This window comes from Cryobacterium sp. 10C3 (genome assembly GCF_034314285.1).
Lineage (GTDB): Bacteria > Actinomycetota > Actinomycetes > Actinomycetales > Microbacteriaceae > Cryobacterium > Cryobacterium glucosi.
Genome location: NZ_JAVIWF010000002.1, coordinates 3,083,062 through 3,097,804, shown reverse-complemented (window position 1 = coordinate 3,097,804; position 14,743 = coordinate 3,083,062). Strand labels below are relative to the sequence as shown.

The 14,743-nt window shown below is 70.1% G+C and carries 9 protein-coding genes and 2 pseudogenes; 8 read left to right on the top strand and 3 right to left on the bottom strand.

Translation table 11 applies throughout. The annotated features are described in order from the left end of the window. Nucleotides 1-104: 104 nt before the first annotated feature. The 4 genes from RGU41_RS15630 (at nt 105) to RGU41_RS15615 (ending at nt 3,298) form a co-directional block, all read left to right on the top strand. The gene (locus tag RGU41_RS15630) at nt 105-230 is read left to right on the top strand and encodes a hypothetical protein (RefSeq protein WP_255454334.1); all 126 of its coding nucleotides are present in this window, start codon (nt 105-107) and stop codon (nt 228-230) included. Nucleotides 231-303: 73 nt separating this feature from the next. Further along, entirely contained in the window at nt 304-852 is a 549-nt protein-coding gene (pyrE, locus tag RGU41_RS15625) for an orotate phosphoribosyltransferase (RefSeq protein WP_134446203.1), read from the top strand. Further along, the gene (locus tag RGU41_RS15620; RefSeq protein ID WP_322136802.1) at nt 852-2,741 is read left to right on the top strand and encodes a hypothetical protein; all 1,890 of its coding nucleotides are present in this window, start codon (nt 852-854) and stop codon (nt 2,739-2,741) included. The genes pyrE and RGU41_RS15620 overlap by 1 nt, the downstream gene beginning before the upstream one ends. Further along, nucleotides 2,726-3,298 carry a hypothetical protein gene (locus RGU41_RS15615; protein ID WP_322136801.1) on the top strand — a complete coding sequence of 191 codons (573 nt, stop codon included), beginning with the start codon at nt 2,726-2,728 and terminating at the stop codon, nt 3,296-3,298. The genes RGU41_RS15620 and RGU41_RS15615 overlap by 16 nt, the downstream gene beginning before the upstream one ends. Nucleotides 3,299-3,476: 178 nt before the next feature. Here RGU41_RS15615 and RGU41_RS15610 read toward each other — a convergent pair whose 3' ends face one another. From RGU41_RS15610 to RGU41_RS15600, 3 genes are read right to left on the bottom strand one after another with little or no spacing between them, the layout of a single operon-like run. Then, a complete protein-coding gene (locus tag RGU41_RS15610; RefSeq protein ID WP_134446205.1) occupies nt 3,477-4,277 on the bottom strand; it encodes an HAD-IIA family hydrolase in 801 nt (266 codons plus the stop codon). A 52-nt stretch (nt 4,278-4,329) separates the two neighbouring features. After that, nucleotides 4,330-5,019 (bottom strand): metal-dependent transcriptional regulator, encoded by a 690-nt coding sequence (locus RGU41_RS15605; protein ID WP_322136800.1) that lies wholly within the window; start codon nt 5,017-5,019, stop codon nt 4,330-4,332. A 10-nt stretch (nt 5,020-5,029) separates the two neighbouring features. Further along, a complete protein-coding gene (locus RGU41_RS15600) occupies nt 5,030-6,292 on the bottom strand; it encodes an Nramp family divalent metal transporter (RefSeq protein WP_134446207.1) in 1,263 nt (420 codons plus the stop codon). 85 nt (nt 6,293-6,377) lie between these two features. On the opposite strand from RGU41_RS15600, the gene RGU41_RS15595 reads away from it, so the two are divergent. The 4 genes and pseudogenes from RGU41_RS15595 to RGU41_RS21040 all read left to right on the top strand — a co-directional run. Further along, entirely contained in the window at nt 6,378-7,034 is a 657-nt protein-coding gene (locus RGU41_RS15595) for a TrmH family RNA methyltransferase (RefSeq protein WP_416172965.1), read from the top strand. A 223-nt stretch (nt 7,035-7,257) separates the two neighbouring features. Continuing rightward, nucleotides 7,258-10,281 carry a hypothetical protein gene (locus RGU41_RS15590; RefSeq protein ID WP_322136799.1) on the top strand — a complete coding sequence of 1,008 codons (3,024 nt, stop codon included), beginning with the start codon at nt 7,258-7,260 and terminating at the stop codon, nt 10,279-10,281. Continuing rightward, nucleotides 10,221-14,267: pseudogene (locus RGU41_RS15585) on the top strand (beta strand repeat-containing protein); the annotation flags it as partial. The gene RGU41_RS15590 and the pseudogene RGU41_RS15585, both read left to right, overlap by 61 nt. Then, a pseudogene (locus RGU41_RS21040) lies at nt 14,246-14,635 on the top strand (hypothetical protein); the annotation flags it as partial. The pseudogenes RGU41_RS15585 and RGU41_RS21040, both read left to right, overlap by 22 nt. Nucleotides 14,636-14,743 lie beyond the last annotated feature (108 nt).

The following is a 14,743-nucleotide window of genomic DNA, read 5'->3' as shown; positions in this document are numbered from 1 at the left end:
ATGCGATTGTGCTGCATGGTTAGAGGTGGTCAAATAAATACGTCGCACACGTGCAGCAGTGCCTCCGTATCACCGACATCCACCCCTGGTTGAAAGGCCCCCTCGTGTTCGTTCTCATTGCCGTGCTCTCCCTGATCGTTGTCGCGTCCATCGTTGGCGTTGTTGTCGATGTGCAGAATGACGGCTACCGCCACATGCCCGAACAGCGCACCTTCGTTCGCGGCTTCTGACCCCTGCGTGACGCCTCCCCGTCCCCCGGGCCGGGGCAGGCGTCGCCAATCCCGAATGGCATACAGTTGATCCGTGACGGACATTCGGCAGCAGCTCATTGACTACATCTCGGCTGAGGCCGTGTTCCACGGTGACTTCACCCTCACGAGCGGGAAGAAGGCGACGTACTACGTCGACCTCCGCAAGGTGAGCCTCGACCACCGGGTCGCCCCGCTGATCGGCCAGGTCATGATCGACCTCATCGCCGGTGTGCCCGACGTCACCGCCGTCGGCGGCATGACGATGGGCGCAGACCCCGTAGCCGCGGCGATCCTGCACCAGGGTGTCGCCCGCGGCCTCTCCTACGACGCGTTCGTCGTGCGCAAGGAGCCCAAGGACCACGGCCGCGGCCGCCAGGTCGAGGGCCCCGACCTCGCGGGCAAGCGCGTGATCGTGCTCGAGGACACCTCGACCACCGGCGGATCCCCGCTCGCGGCCGTCGAAGCCCTGCTCAAGGTCGGCGCGATCATCGCCGGCGTCGCGGTCGTCGTCGACCGCAACACCGGTGCGCGCGAAGTCATCGAAGCGGCCGGCTACCCCTACTTCGCCGCCATCGGCCTTGAGGACCTGGGGCTGAACTAATGCCAGACCAGTCGGGGAGCGGCGAAGAAGGAATCGACTGGCTCGCCTCCCAGCTCGGCGACGGCACCAAGCCGACCCTGCCGGACGACTTCGTGATGCGTCGCCCGCGCCGGGCGAAGGGTGCCCCAGCGGATGCCCCCGGCCGGGTTTCCCGTTCCGGCGACGCCCCTGGTGCCGGTACGACATCGGATCCTGAAACTCCGGCGCCCGCGTTCCTGTGGGGACTCAAGCCGACGACGGCGACCGCCGCCGTGACCGTGGTCAAGCCGGCGGCATCCGCCCCGGTTGCGCCGCCGGTTGCTCCTTCTCTTGCTCCGCCGCTCGCCCCGCCGCTCGCCCCGACGCCTGCCGTGCACTCGCCGGAGCCCGCGGGCGAGCCTTCTGTGGTCGAGCGGGCCGTGTTCCGGCCGCGCGCTGCCGGCGCCACGTCCTTTCCCGCACGGGCCGGCCTGACTCCTGCCCCGATCACCCCGCCGGCCCCTGCGGCCTCGACGACAGGGTCTCCTGCGGGTATCGAGCCCTCTTCCGGTTCTGTCCCTGCCGGTCCGGCAGCGGCAGGAGCCTCCGCGTCCGCAGGCTCTGCTGCTTCCGCCGGCTACGTCCCCGGCGACATCTTCTATCCGTCCGCTCGCCCACTCGCGACGACCGGCGGCGCTGCCGCGACTCCGAACCCGGGCCCCACCGGAGGCTCGCCGGTCGTGGGGGCCGACCGGGGCATCCGGCCGGACGCACCGCTCGAACCCTGGTGGACCACACCCGCGCGGTCGCCGCTCGTGCTCACGCCCGAAGAGGTCGCCGCGGATCGCGCCGCCACCGCCGACGGACGCGGCACCCTGTACCCGGCTCGCAACCTGCCCGAGCCGGAGCCCATCCCCGAGCCCCTGCCCGTGGTGCCTGCGCCGTCGCACTTCCGGCTCCGCGGGCGTCGCGCCGCCGCCCAGGCACCCGTCATCACGCCGCCCGCCGGTGCGTCCGCCGCCGCCGGTGCAGCTGCCGCTGCTGCTCGTGCCGCCGCAGCCCTCACCGCCGCGACGGCCGCAGCCACCGCGCGCGCGGGGACCGAGGCCGCCGAGCGTGCCGCCGAAGTCGAAGCCGCATCGCGAGCTGCCGCCGCCGCCGCAGAGCATGCTGCTGCCGAAGCTGCCGCCGAGCGTGCGGACGCCGTCGCATCCGCGGCCCGAGCTGAGATCGAGACCGAGGCCGCCGCCGAGCGCGCCGTGTTCGAGGCCGCCGCCGCGAGTGCTGCCGCCGCGGTTGCCGCGGCGTCTGTCGCGTCAGCGAGTGCGGCTCCGGCTGCGGCGCTGCCGCTGCTCCCGGCTCCGATCGTTCCCTTCCCGGTCGAGAGCGACCCGTGGGCCGATTCCGGACTCGCCCACACCGAGGTTTTCACTCCTCAGGCTCCGCTCGCCGATTCTGTCGGGCATCCGGCCGACCCTCCGGCTGTCGTCGGCGGCGAGACGGCGGGGGCGCTGAGCGCGTTCGATGCACTGTTCCAGCCCGCCGCCGACACCGACACCGACACCGACGGAGACGCCGCCGCCGGCGCAACGGCCGCTGCCCCGACGACGGTTCTCGCTGCACCGGGCGTCGCGAATGCGCCCGCCCCTGCAGCCTCCGCTGCCGGCTTCTTTTCGCGTCGCTCGAAGGGAACGCCCCCGGCGACCCAGGAACAGCCGCGGCAGGCACGGGCGGATCAGGGACAAACGGTTCAGAGGCGACACCTGGTTCCGGACCGAAGAGGCCCGGAACGAATGGTCCCACCGTCGGCGGCTCCGGGAACGGGGGCTCCGGGAACGGCGGCTCCGGTTCGGGCGGCTCCGGGAACGGTGGTTCAGGGCATGGCCCCGGCGGGGCATCCGCCGGGCACAGCGGGTTGCCGAAACCCCTGATCTGGACCGCGGTCGGCCTGCTTGTCCTCGTGGTTCTCGTCGGCCTCTTCCTGCTCGGCCAGCGCCTCGTGGGCTCCCCGGTATCGACCGTCGCGGCCACAGCCTCGGAGACGCCGACCCCCACCCCCACGCCGACCCCCACGCCGACCCCGGCGCCCACCGCCGCGCAGTCGGTCGGCGTGCACGCCTGGCAGACCCTGTTCGGCGGCGAATGCCTGCAGCCCTACGTCTCCCCGTGGGAGGAGACCTTCACGGTCGCCGACTGCGCGACCCCGCACCAGGCGCAGCTCGTCTATCGCGGTCTGTTCCCCGGGGACGCGACCACGCCGTTCCCCGGCGAGGCGGCGCTTGCTGCGCAGATCAACCTGCTCTGCAGCGCGCCCGGCGTGATCGACCTCACCGCTGCGGCGGCGTATCCCGATGTGCAGGTTCAGGGCAGCTACCCGATCACCGCCGAGCAGTGGGCAGACGCCCCGCACCAGTACTTCTGCTTCGTGAGCCGGTCCTCCGGCGACGGCATCACCGGGAGCCTCGCCGGCCCCGGCCCGACCGCTTAGCCGCAGGAACTCCCGGCTCCTCGTTCGTCGCTGTGCCGAATCCAGGAGTCGAGCCCTGCGAGCCGAGGCAGGGCCCCAGACCAGTGCCGCGCATCCGCCCTGTTCGGGTGGGGACGCGCTCAACTCCTGAATTCGGAACGCGCGAACCGGATGGGCGACGCGGGGTGACGCTGGTGGGCTAGATCTCGTCGGACTCGACGGGTTCGAGGGACACGAGCTTGTCGACGCCGGAGATGATCTCGTCCGGGCGGAACGGGTAGCGGCTGACCTCGGCCTCGTCGCTGATCCCGGTCATCACGAGCAGCGTGTACAAGCCGGCCTCGATGCCGGCGACGATGTCGGTGTCCATCCGGTCGCCGATCATCGCGGTGTTCTCCGAGTGCGCGCCGATCTTGTTCATCGCCGAGCGGAACATCATCGGGTTCGGCTTGCCGACGACGTACGGCTCCATGCCGGTCGCCTTCGAGATGAGAGCGGCGATGGCGCCCGTCGCGGGCATCGGGCCGTCCGCGCTCGGCCCCGTCGCATCCGGGTTCGTCGCGATGAAGCGCGCACCGGCGAGCAGCAGGCGGATGGCCTTGGTGATGGCCTCGAAGGAGTAGTTGCGGGTCTCGCCCACGACGACGTAGTCGGGGTTCGTCTCCGTCATGATGAACCCGGCCTCGTGCAGGGCCGTCGTCAGGCCGACCTCTCCGATCACGAATGCTGTGCCGCCGGGCATCTGGCTCTTCAGGAAGTCGGCGGTCGCGAGGGCCGAGGTCCAGATGCGCTCCTCTGGCACGTTGAGTCCTGAGGCGCGCAGCCGGGCGCTCAGGTCACGCGGCGTGAAGATGGAGTTGTTGGTCAGCACGAGGAACGGCGTTCCCGCGTCGCTCCATTGCTGCAGAAGCTCGGCGGCCCCGGGCAGCGGGCTGTTCTCGTGGACCAGCACCCCGTCCATGTCGGTGAGCCAGCATTCGATCTCGTCACGGCGTGTCATTCGGCGCTCCTCGGGTTCCCCTCCAGAGTAGCGTTCCGGGGTTTGGTCGGTGTCATCGCTTCGATTCCGCGCGGGGCTCGTCGGTGGGCTCCGCATCGAGCCAGATCGACGCGGCCTCCGCATCGGTCAGGTGGCGGATGCTGCCGTTCAGCAGTCGCACGACGCCCGGTCCCAGCAGCGCGAGCACGGTTCCCGGCCCGATGCCGTCGCGTGCGAGGCCTCGGAGCACGACGGGATCCCGGTCGCTGATCCGCAGGACGACGCCGACGAGGCCGGGGCCGGCTGCGGCCGCGACGAGCCCGGCGCGCGCGGTGACGGAGCCGTCAGCCGCGGGGATCGCGTCGCCGTGCGGGTCGACCGCCGGCCGGCCGAGGCGTTCGTCGATGGCGTCGAGCAGCCGGTCCGAGAGGGAGTGTTCGAGGATCTCGGCCTCGTCGTGCACCTCATCCCAGTCGTAGCCCATCTCGCGCACGAGCCAGGTCTCGATGAGGCGGTGCCGTCGCACGACCGCGCTCGCGCGCAGCAGCCCGACGGGGGTGAGGGAGAGAGGCCCGTACGGCACGTGCGTGATGAGGCCGGCGGCCGCGAGCTTCTTCACCATCTCCGTGACCGAGGAGGGAGCGATCCCGAGCCGGGCTGCAAGAGCCGAGGGGGTGATCGGTTCCGGCTGCCACTCGGTGTGCGCATAGATGGTCTTGAGGTAGTCCTCAGACGCCGGGGTGCTCGTGCCGTTGTGTTTCATGAGCCGCTCCCTATGCTCCGGTGAAGATCAGCACGAGCAGGACGACGTTGAGCGTGACCAGCAGGATGGCGGTGATGATCCCGGCCAGCGTCGTGAACCAGCGGTTGGTGTATTCGCCGAGCAGGCTCCGCCGCGAGGTCAGCCAGACCAGCGGGATCAGTGCGAACGGGATCCCGAAGGAGAGCGCGACCTGGCTCAGCACGAGGGCCTCGGTCGGGTTGAGGCCGAGGCCGAGGATGATGAGCGCCGGGATCAGCGTGACGAGGCGACGGACGAGCAGCGGCAAGCGCAGCTGCAGCAGCCCGTGCATGATCTCGGCACCGGCGTACGCGCCGACGGAGGTCGAGGCGAGCCCGGATGCGAGCAGGCCGATCGCGAACACCGTCGCGACGATCGGCCCGAGGCTCGACTTCAGGGCGTCATACGCGCCCGGAAGCGAGTCGGTTCCCGGAATGCCCTGCAGCGCAGAGGCGGCGACGACGAGCAGGGCCACGTTGACGGTGCCGGCGAGGATCATCGCGAGGGTCACATCCCAGCGGGTGGCCCAGAGCAGGCGGTGCGTGGTCGGCCGGTCGTGGGCACCGGGAAACCGGTCGCGGGCGAGGGCGGAGTGCGCGTAGATCGCGTGCGGCATGATCGTCGCACCAAGGATCGACGCCGCGAGCAGCACCGAGTTGCTGCCCTCGAACCGCGGCACGAGGCCGGCGAGCACGCTCGCAGGGTCCGGCGGGGCGAAGAACACCCCGGCGGTGAACCCGATCGTGATCACGCACAGCATTGCGACGATGACCCGCTCGAAGCTCTGTGCCCCACGCCGGGCCTGCGCGGTCAGCACGAGCATCGAGACCGTGCCCGTGATCACGCCACCGAGCAGCAGCGGCAGCCCGAACAGCAGGTAGAGCGCAACCGCACCGCCGATGATCTCCGCGAGGTCGGTCGCCATCGCGACGAGCTCCGCCTGCAGCCAGTACAACCGCCGCAGAAACGGATGCTTGAACCGGCTGCCGAGGATCTCCGGCAGGCTCTGCCCGGTCACGATCCCGAGCTTCGCGGAGAGGTACTGGATCAGCCACGCCATCAGGTTGCCCGAGAGCACCACCCAGACCAGCAGGTACCCGAACCGGGCGCCCGCGGTCATATTGCTCGCCACGTTGCCCGGATCCAGGTAGGCAACGCCGGCGACCATGGCGGGACCGAGCAACATCGCCAGCCGGGCGGGTGCTGCCGGCGTCCGCGCCGCATCCGCTACCGTGCCGCCAGCATTTTTAGGCATACCGAAATCATACGCGCGCTCGCCCTGCCCTGGGCACGAGCGCGCGCGGGGCGGGGGCAGGTGCTGCGCGGGATACGGTGGAGCGGTGACTGAACCGCTGCTCCCCGCTTCCGTACCGACCGCCGCACCGACCGTGGAGCTGTCGACGAACGGGGTCGGGCCGTGGCAGGGCGAGTTACCGGAGGAGGCGTTCTACGACCCCGAGCTCCTCGAGCACGGTGACACCCGCAACGTGATCGACCGGTACCGGTACTGGTCGATGGCCGCGATCGTCGCCGATCTCGATGAGAAGCGCCACCCCTTCCACGTCGCGATCGAGAACTGGCAGCACGACATGAACATCGGCTCGATCGTGCGCAGCGCCAACGCCTTCGGCGCGGACACCGTGCACATCATCGGGCGCAAGCGCTGGAACAAGCGCGGTGCCATGGTCACCGACCGGTACCAGCACGTGCTGCATCACGCGGATGTCGCCACGTTCGTGCTCTGGGCGGCGAACGAAGGCCTGCCGATCATCGCGATCGACAACGTGCCCGGCAGCGTGCTGATCGAAACCTTCGCGATCCCGGAGCGCTGCGTGCTCCTGTTCGGCCAGGAAGGCCCCGGCCTCTCCGACGAGGCGATCGCCGCGGCGGATGCCGTGCTCGAGATCAGCCAGTTCGGATCGACGCGCTCGATCAACGCCTCTGCTGCCGCCGCCGTCGCAATGCACGACTGGGTGCTTCAGCACCGCTTCAAGTAGCCCGCTCACGGAGCCGGAGCCGGAGCCGGAACCGGTGCCGCCCCGTTCTGGGGTGGGCTCCGCCGCGCACTGGGGTCGTCCGAGGGATTGACCGGCGCGATGCGCAACCGGTAGCTTCTAGGAAACGTACTCAACAGGGACGCTTCTGCGTACCCGGGCACCCGAAATGCCCCGCGTACGCCGAAACATCGCTGCTCGCATTGCTTACCCTGGAGTACCCGTCATGCCGCTTTTCCGCCCTGCCATCGTGCCGCGCCACAAAAAGCGTCAGATCCTCTTCGACCACGGTTTCCTCGCCCCGGCCCGGGCGCACATGCGGATCACGGCCAGCGTCCTGGCCGGCCTGCTCGTCGCCGTCGGCCTGACCGTCGGCGCCATTGTCGCCCCGGCGACCGCTGCCGGGATCGTCACCCTCACGGCCAGCAGCACGCCGACCATCCTCGCGGGCGAAAACGCGACCGTGAGCCTCACCGCGACGGCTCCTGCCGGCGGCACAACGGACTACTACAACCTCGCATTCCGGTACCAGCTGCCCGCCGGAGCGAGCTATGTCCCCGGCAGTACGGCAGGGGCAAGCGGCCCGGCCCTCCCTGACCCGACGATCGTGACGATCACCGACGTCGTGGGGCCGCCGGCGGTCACCCACCAGGTGCTGATCTGGCCGAACATCGCCGACCTCGTGCACGGAAGCACCACCGGCCTCACCTTCGGGATCACGCCAGACCCCTCCGTCTTCCTGGTCGGATCTCCCATCCCCGGCAATGCCGCCGTCTACGGCCAGACCGACCCTCGACTGCTCGCCAAGTTCACGCCGACAACCGGCGTCGTCGTCGCAGGCAGCTTCGCATTCACGGATGCCGTCACTCCCGTTTCCACGAAGGTCGCCGCCCTCAAGGTCACCAAGACCGAACCGAGCCCCGAGCATGAACTCATGCGCGGCGCACAGGACCAGGCCACCGTCTACACAATCACCACCAAGAACACCGGGGTCGCCGCCACGACCGGCGTCGTGCTCGTCGACTACCTCCCGGCCGGCCTCGAATTCCTCGGTTGCGGCAGTGTCGACAACAGTGCGGCAGGCACAGAGGAGTACCCGGGCAGCGGCCCGCTCGGCTCCTCCACCGGCGGTCCCTCCTGCGCGACTCCCGCGCTCGTCGAAACGGTCAACGACCGAGCAGGCTTCCTCGGCCAGGTCTTCACGAAGGTCACCTGGAACCTCGGCACCCTCACGGCCGGGTCCACCCGCACCATCACCTATTCGGCCGCGATCCCGCTGAAGGCCAACACGATGTGGCCCGCCGGCCAGGTGCCCAACGCCGCCGCGCGCCTGCAGGCGGCCAACCTGGACAACAACACCGGGGCATCGACTCGCCAGGAGGCGCCAGCCGCCGCCGGCCAGGGCCTCACGAACACCGCAGTCGCCACCGGCACATACACCGGCCCCGTCGCCACTCCCGCGGATGCTGCCGCAACCTCGAGCGACTCCGTGACCGTCAAAGCCATGGACCTGTCGATCGTCAAATCCGTGGACTCCTCGGACTTCGTGGCCGACGGCATCGCGCACTTCACCCTGCTGCTTCGATCGAGTGAGTACACCACCGATTCCGCGATGACGATCACCGACGTCGTTCCCAACGGGCTCTGCCCGATCATGCCCGCTTCCGTCGTGGTGACCGGTCCGCGGGCCGGTCAGCTGCCGGCCGGCTGCACCGGAGGCGGCACGGTGACGGGCGCCACCGTCAACAGCGTCGTCGCCAACGCCGACGGCAGTTTCACGGTCGTGCTCACGCCGAACCCGACGAGCCTCCCGGTGAACACGAGTCGCACGATCGGCTACGACGCCCTGATGTCTTCGACCTACGCCGGAGACAGCCAAAGCGGGCCGACCGTCGCGGGAGACAGCTTCCTCAACACCGTCGGGATCACCGGCACGACAACCGACGTCACCGCCGGCCTCGGCAGCACGCCGGTCACAGACGACTCGTCGGCCGGCCTCGCGTCATCCAGCCCGACCATCACCAAGAAGGTGCTTCCCCGCCCGGCCGCCGGTGGCACCGCCGTTGACTGCGCCGCCGCGGTCAACGCGCCCAACTACACAGATACCCAGGTGCCGACCTACCACCTCGGCGACAAGGTCTGCTTCCAGCTGACCGTGGCGTTCGCAAGCTCAACCCGCACCCGCAACGCCCGCATCACCGACTTCACCCCGGTCGGAACGAGCTTCGACGGCTTCGCGCCCGCGTCAGGAAGCACCGTCGCCGTGAACCCCGCAACCGGCACGGAGTCGGCAACCCCGGCAGGCACCCTGCCCGCCGCCTGGAACCTCGGCACGCCGGACAACGGATCGACCGACCTCTACGTCGCCAAGGGCGCAACCCTGACCCTCTTCGTGAGCGCCATCGTCACGTCGACGTCGCCGACCGCCGTCGTCGACATCACCGCGAACCTGATGAAGTACCGCCAGGAATCCACGGCAGGGGCCGTGCTCGCACTCCGTGACCAGGTCGACTACGCGATCGCCCCTGCCCCCACCGTCTCCCTCGCCAAGAAGATCTCCGCCGTCAACGGTGCAGCCCCGGCCGCGCCGGCAACAGACGTCAAGGTCAAAGAGGGCGACGTCGTGACGTACGCCCTCGACGTCGCGAACACCGGAACGGCCGCCGCTGGCACCGATGTGCCGGTCGCTGCCGTACAGGTCTGGGACGCCCTCCCCGCCGGCTACACCTGCACCACGTGGATCGTCGCGTCGATCACACCCGCCGGCAGCTGTCTGAATCCCGGTGATTCCGGCTACCCGACCACAAATGCCGTGCCGGCCAACGCTCGCAGCGTCATCGTCTGGACCGTTCCGGGTCCACTCGCCCCAGGAGCGGCAGCTACCCGGCTCAGCTATGCGGTGACGGTTCCCACCGGCGTGAGCGTGTCGACGGTATTCCCGAATACGGCATCCGTTGTCGCCTTCACCTCGCCGAACACCGCGGGCGGCGACACGGTCTACTTCCCGAAGGGCTCGTTGAACCCTGCCCATGACACCGACGGGAATGCGCTCCCGGCCAACAGCACCGCGCAGATCCGCCTCGCCGACGCCGCCGTGGCCAAGACCGGCGTGTCCCGGATCGTGGCGACCGGCAACACCGCCAACCAGGCCGTCGCGGGGAGCTCGTCGACTACACCTTCTCCGTCACGGTGCCTGCTCATACGACCGTGTACAACGGAAAGCTCTCCGACGCGCTCCCGGCCGGACTGACCATTCCGGTCGGAACCGTCGCGACAGTGTCGAGCGTGCCGGCCGGCGGCTCATTCGACCCGACGAACGGCGCCCTGACCTTCCCTGCAACCTTCGACAACACCACCGCCGTGGACCAGGTCTTCACGGTGACGCTGCCCGGCGTGCTCGTCGGCGTCGGTCTGGCCTCCGGAACGCTCACCAACACCGCGACCTTCGCGAGCAACGCCACCCTCGGCGGGACCGCGGTGACCCCGCGCACGGCGGCCAAGGCCATCACGGTCGTGACTCCACTGCCGACCCTCGCCAAGATCGTCGACAAGCCCACCGCCCAGGGCAATGACATCGTGACCTTCACTCTCACGGCCGGCAACACCGCCGGCCGCCCCGCAGCCTACGACTCCGTCGTCGTCGACTGCCTGCCCGCGGGACTGACCCTGACTGCCTTCCTCTCCCCTGCCGCTTCGCCGACGACGACGAGCGTGCCCGGGGACGGCACCAACGGGTGCGCCACCGGAACCACCAGGCTCGGCTGGGTGCTCCCCGGCACCGGTGCACTCCTGGCCCCCGCCACCACCGTGCTCACCTATTCGGCACGGGTCGCACCCAACTCCGCCGGGCTCGTCACGTACACCAACACGGCGAGCGTTACCGGCTCGACCCTGAGCAGCAACGGGGCGAACAACGCCCTCGTCGAGCGCGTCGTCTCTGCCGCCGCGTCGGCCGTCGTCACGGTCGAAGGCGCCACGACGGTCAAGACGGCCACCCCGAATGCCGTTGCGGTCGGCGGCGCGGTCGCATACACGATCACCGTCACCCTGCCCAAGAACGTCAACTTCTACAACGCATCCATCATCGACACCCTGCCAGCCGGCGTGACCGCGAACGCAGGCTCCGCCACGGTCGCCTGCCGCACCGCCACCGCCGTCGACTGCATCGCCACGCTGCCCAAGGGCCCCGGGTTCACCCTCGCCCCGTCCGGCCAGAAGATCGGCTGGCTCCTCGGGGACGTCGTCGCTGCGACCGAGGACCGCACCGTCACCGTCTCGGTCACCGGCACCGTCACCACGGCGCCCGCCAACACCGCGGGAACGTTGCTGACCAACACGGCCGCTCCGCGCTGGAACGACACGGCCAAGTCCGATCCGGCCAATGCCGCAGCGGGCTTCGACCGCACCGGCCCGGCCGGATCCGCGGGCGTCACCGTGCTCGAACCGGTGCTCAGAATCGCCAAGACCGTCTCCAACGCCACTCCGGAACCCGGCCAGGCCTTCACGTACACCGTCACCGCGACCAACGCGAACACAGCAACGACGTCCGACGCGTTCGCCGTGTCCATCGTCGACACCCTTCCCGCCGGGATCGACCCTGCGAGCGTGACGAATATCTCCGGCAATGGTGTGCTCTCCGGCACGACCATCACCTGGACGATGCCGACCATCGCCAAGAACGCGTCCGTCACCCTGACCTTCGACGCCAGGCTGGCCGCGTCACCGAGCCTCACCGGCAGCGCGATCGTGAACAGCGTGAGCGTGACGAGCTACGCCTCCCTGGCGGCCGGCGGCCGGGTCTACACGGCCAACCCGCCGACGGCGACGGCGGCGGTCACCCCGCGCTTCCCGCACATTGACCTCGCCAAGACCGCGACCAACGGTGCGACCGCATACGTGAACACCCCGTTCGGCTGGACGCTGACGCTCACGAACACCGGAGCGGGCACCGCGGCGACCGTCACCCCGACGGATGTCCTTCCCGCGAACTGGGTGTACCTCGCCGGTTCAGGCACGGTCTCGATCGGGAGCGGCGCGGCCGGGCCCCTCGGCGACCCGACGGTGACCACCGCGAGCGGAGTGCAGACCCTGGCCTGGCCCGCGTTCACGGCCGTGGCCCCCGGAACCGTCATCAGCATCCGCTACAGCGCGCAGCCGACCGCTGCGGCAACCGTCACTCCGGGAGCCGGGGCGGGCATCCGCCACACCAACACCCTCTCGGCCTCCGCGACGGATGCCACCGGTGCGACCGGTCACGCCGGCCCCGCCCCGTACGCGGCGAGCCCGGTGACCGCTGACGCGCACATCGATGCGGCCGACGTCACCCTGGCCAAGACGGCCGGCTCGGCCCTCGTCGCCGGGCGCAGCACGCCGGATGCCTTCAGCATCACCGTCAGCAACACCGGACCGGACACCGCGGTCGGGGCCGTCGCCGGACACAACTTCACGGTCACGGACACCCCCACCCAGCCCTTGCCCACCGGCATCACCGTCACGGGGGCGACCGGCACCGGCTGGAGCTGCACGGTTCCGAACGCCGTGACCGGCGCCTTCAGCTGTGAACGTGTCAACGCGAACGAAACCCTCGCCGCAAACGCCGCATTCCCGGCGATCACGGTCGCCATGCTCGCCGGATCCGGTGTGCCGAACGGCACGGCCGTCGTCAACTCCGCCACCGTCTCCGCCCGAACCTTCGACCCGCTCCTCGGCAACAACACCGCGAGCGCGACGAACACGGTGACCACGAGCGCCGACCTCGGCATCACGAAGCTCGCCAGTGGCGTCTTCGCCGCCGGCGACACGGCGACCTGGACCATCGACGTCACCAACGCGGGTCCGTCGACCTCTGTCGGACCGATCACCGTGACCGACACCCTGCCCGGGCACCTCTCCGCCGTCTCGGTCACGGGAACCGGCTGGACCTGCACCACCGCAGCGACCCCGGTGAGCTGTGTCTCCGCGGGCGGCCTCGCGCTCTCCGCGACCTCGCGCCTGACCGTGACCGCCACGATCGACTCCGACTTCACCGGCAGCCTCACCAACACGGTTGCCGTCACCGGGACGACGCCCGACCCGAACCCGGCCAATAACAGCTCCGCACCGACGACCCCGGTCGGGAGCGCAACAACGCTCTCGATCGCGAAGACCCTGCAGGATGCCCAGCTCGTGCCCGGAACGGATGCGACCTACCGCTTCGTCGTCGCGAACACCGGCCGCGCCGACGCCCGTAACGTGCGGATCGCTGACGCGCTGCCCAACGGCCTGACCTTCGTGCGGCTCGCGGCCGGTACCCCCGGCGCCTGGACCTGCACCGAGACCAGCACCACTCCCTCGACCATCGGGTGCGTCCTCACGGGCACCCTGAAGCCCGGCGCCGGGGCCACCCAGACCGTCGACGTCGTGGTCGCGGTGCCGAGCGGCCTCACCGGTTCCGTCGTCAACACCGCGACCGCAGGAGCAGACAACGCCCCCGACGCGAGCGACAACACCAACACGGGACTGATCGGCAAGGCCGATCTGGGAATCACCAAGACCCACCCCGCCGGCGCCGTGACGGCAGGCACCGACCTGACGTACTCCCTCTCGGTGACCAACTACGGTCCGTCGGACGCCCCGGCAGGCACCGTCGTGACGGACCACATCCCGGCAGGGCTGGTCGCCCAGGGCGCGGACGGCGGCACCGACTGGACCTGCGCTGCACCCGTCGGACAGGATGTGACGTGCACGAGCACGAGCATCCTTCCCGTGGGAGCCACGGCAGGCGTCGTCTCCGTGACCGTCGGCATCCCGGCGAACGCCGGGCCCGCCGGCTTCACCAACGTCGCGGACGTGACCGGGGTTCTCGACGAGCCAACGCCGAACGCGCACCCCAACACCGCGAGCGACCCGACCGACGTGACCACGCACGCCGACGTCACGATCGTCAAGACGATCGTGCCGTCCGCTCGCACCGTCACCGCCGGTGGCAGCATCGGCTACGCCCTGACGGTCACCAACGCCGGTCCGTCGACCGCGGATGCGCTCACGGTCGCCGACACTCTGCCGGCCGGTTTCACCGCCACCGCGATCAGCGGTGCCGGCTGGACCTGCGTCCTGGCCAGCCTCAGCTGCACCCGCGCCCAGCTCGGCGTGACGAACTCCGTGATCAGTGTCACGGCATCCGTTGCCGCAGCGGTGCCTGACGGCACCCGCGCGGTCAACACCGCGACCGTCGGCTGGACCGACAGTCGCTCATCCGCCCACACCGACACCGACACCGTGCCCGTGACCGTTGTCGCGATCGCCGACCTCGAGCTGAACCAGTCGACCGCGACGGCGACCCCCTCGCGGGCGCTGACGTCGTCTTCGACTTCGCGCTGCGTAACGTCGGCACCTCGGACGCCATCGGTCCGATCACGATCACCGACACCCTGCCGGCCGGGCTCCGGTTCCGTTCGAACACGGTGGGCTGGACCTGTGTCGCGAGTGCCGTTGCCGCCAGCGCCCCGCAGGTCGTCACCTGCACCCTCGGTGACGGGAGCACCGGCCTCGCCGCCGGCGGCACGGCGACCGCGCTCTCGATCACGGTGAGCACTGACCCGACTCTCGGTGCCGTCACGCTCGACAACCCCGCGATCGCCGCGACACCGACAACGGAGTCCACGCTCGTCAACAACCCGAGCCCCGTGCGGGTGCTCTTCGCCCGCAGCGCCGACCTGTCCCTCGTGAAGACC

Coding starts and splice junctions, on each gene's coding strand:
- RGU41_RS15620 (WP_322136802.1), top strand. CDS start 852: ATGCCAGACCAGTCGGGGAGCGGCGAAGAAGGAATCGACTGGCTCGCC.
- RGU41_RS15610 (WP_134446205.1), bottom strand. CDS start 4,277: ATGACACGCCGTGACGAGATCGAATGCTGGCTCACCGACATGGACGGG.
- RGU41_RS15605 (WP_322136800.1), bottom strand. CDS start 5,019: ATGAAACACAACGGCACGAGCACCCCGGCGTCTGAGGACTACCTCAAG.
- RGU41_RS15600 (WP_134446207.1), bottom strand. CDS start 6,292: ATGCCTAAAAATGCTGGCGGCACGGTAGCGGATGCGGCGCGGACGCCG.
- RGU41_RS15590 (WP_322136799.1), top strand. CDS start 7,258: ATGCCGCTTTTCCGCCCTGCCATCGTGCCGCGCCACAAAAAGCGTCAG.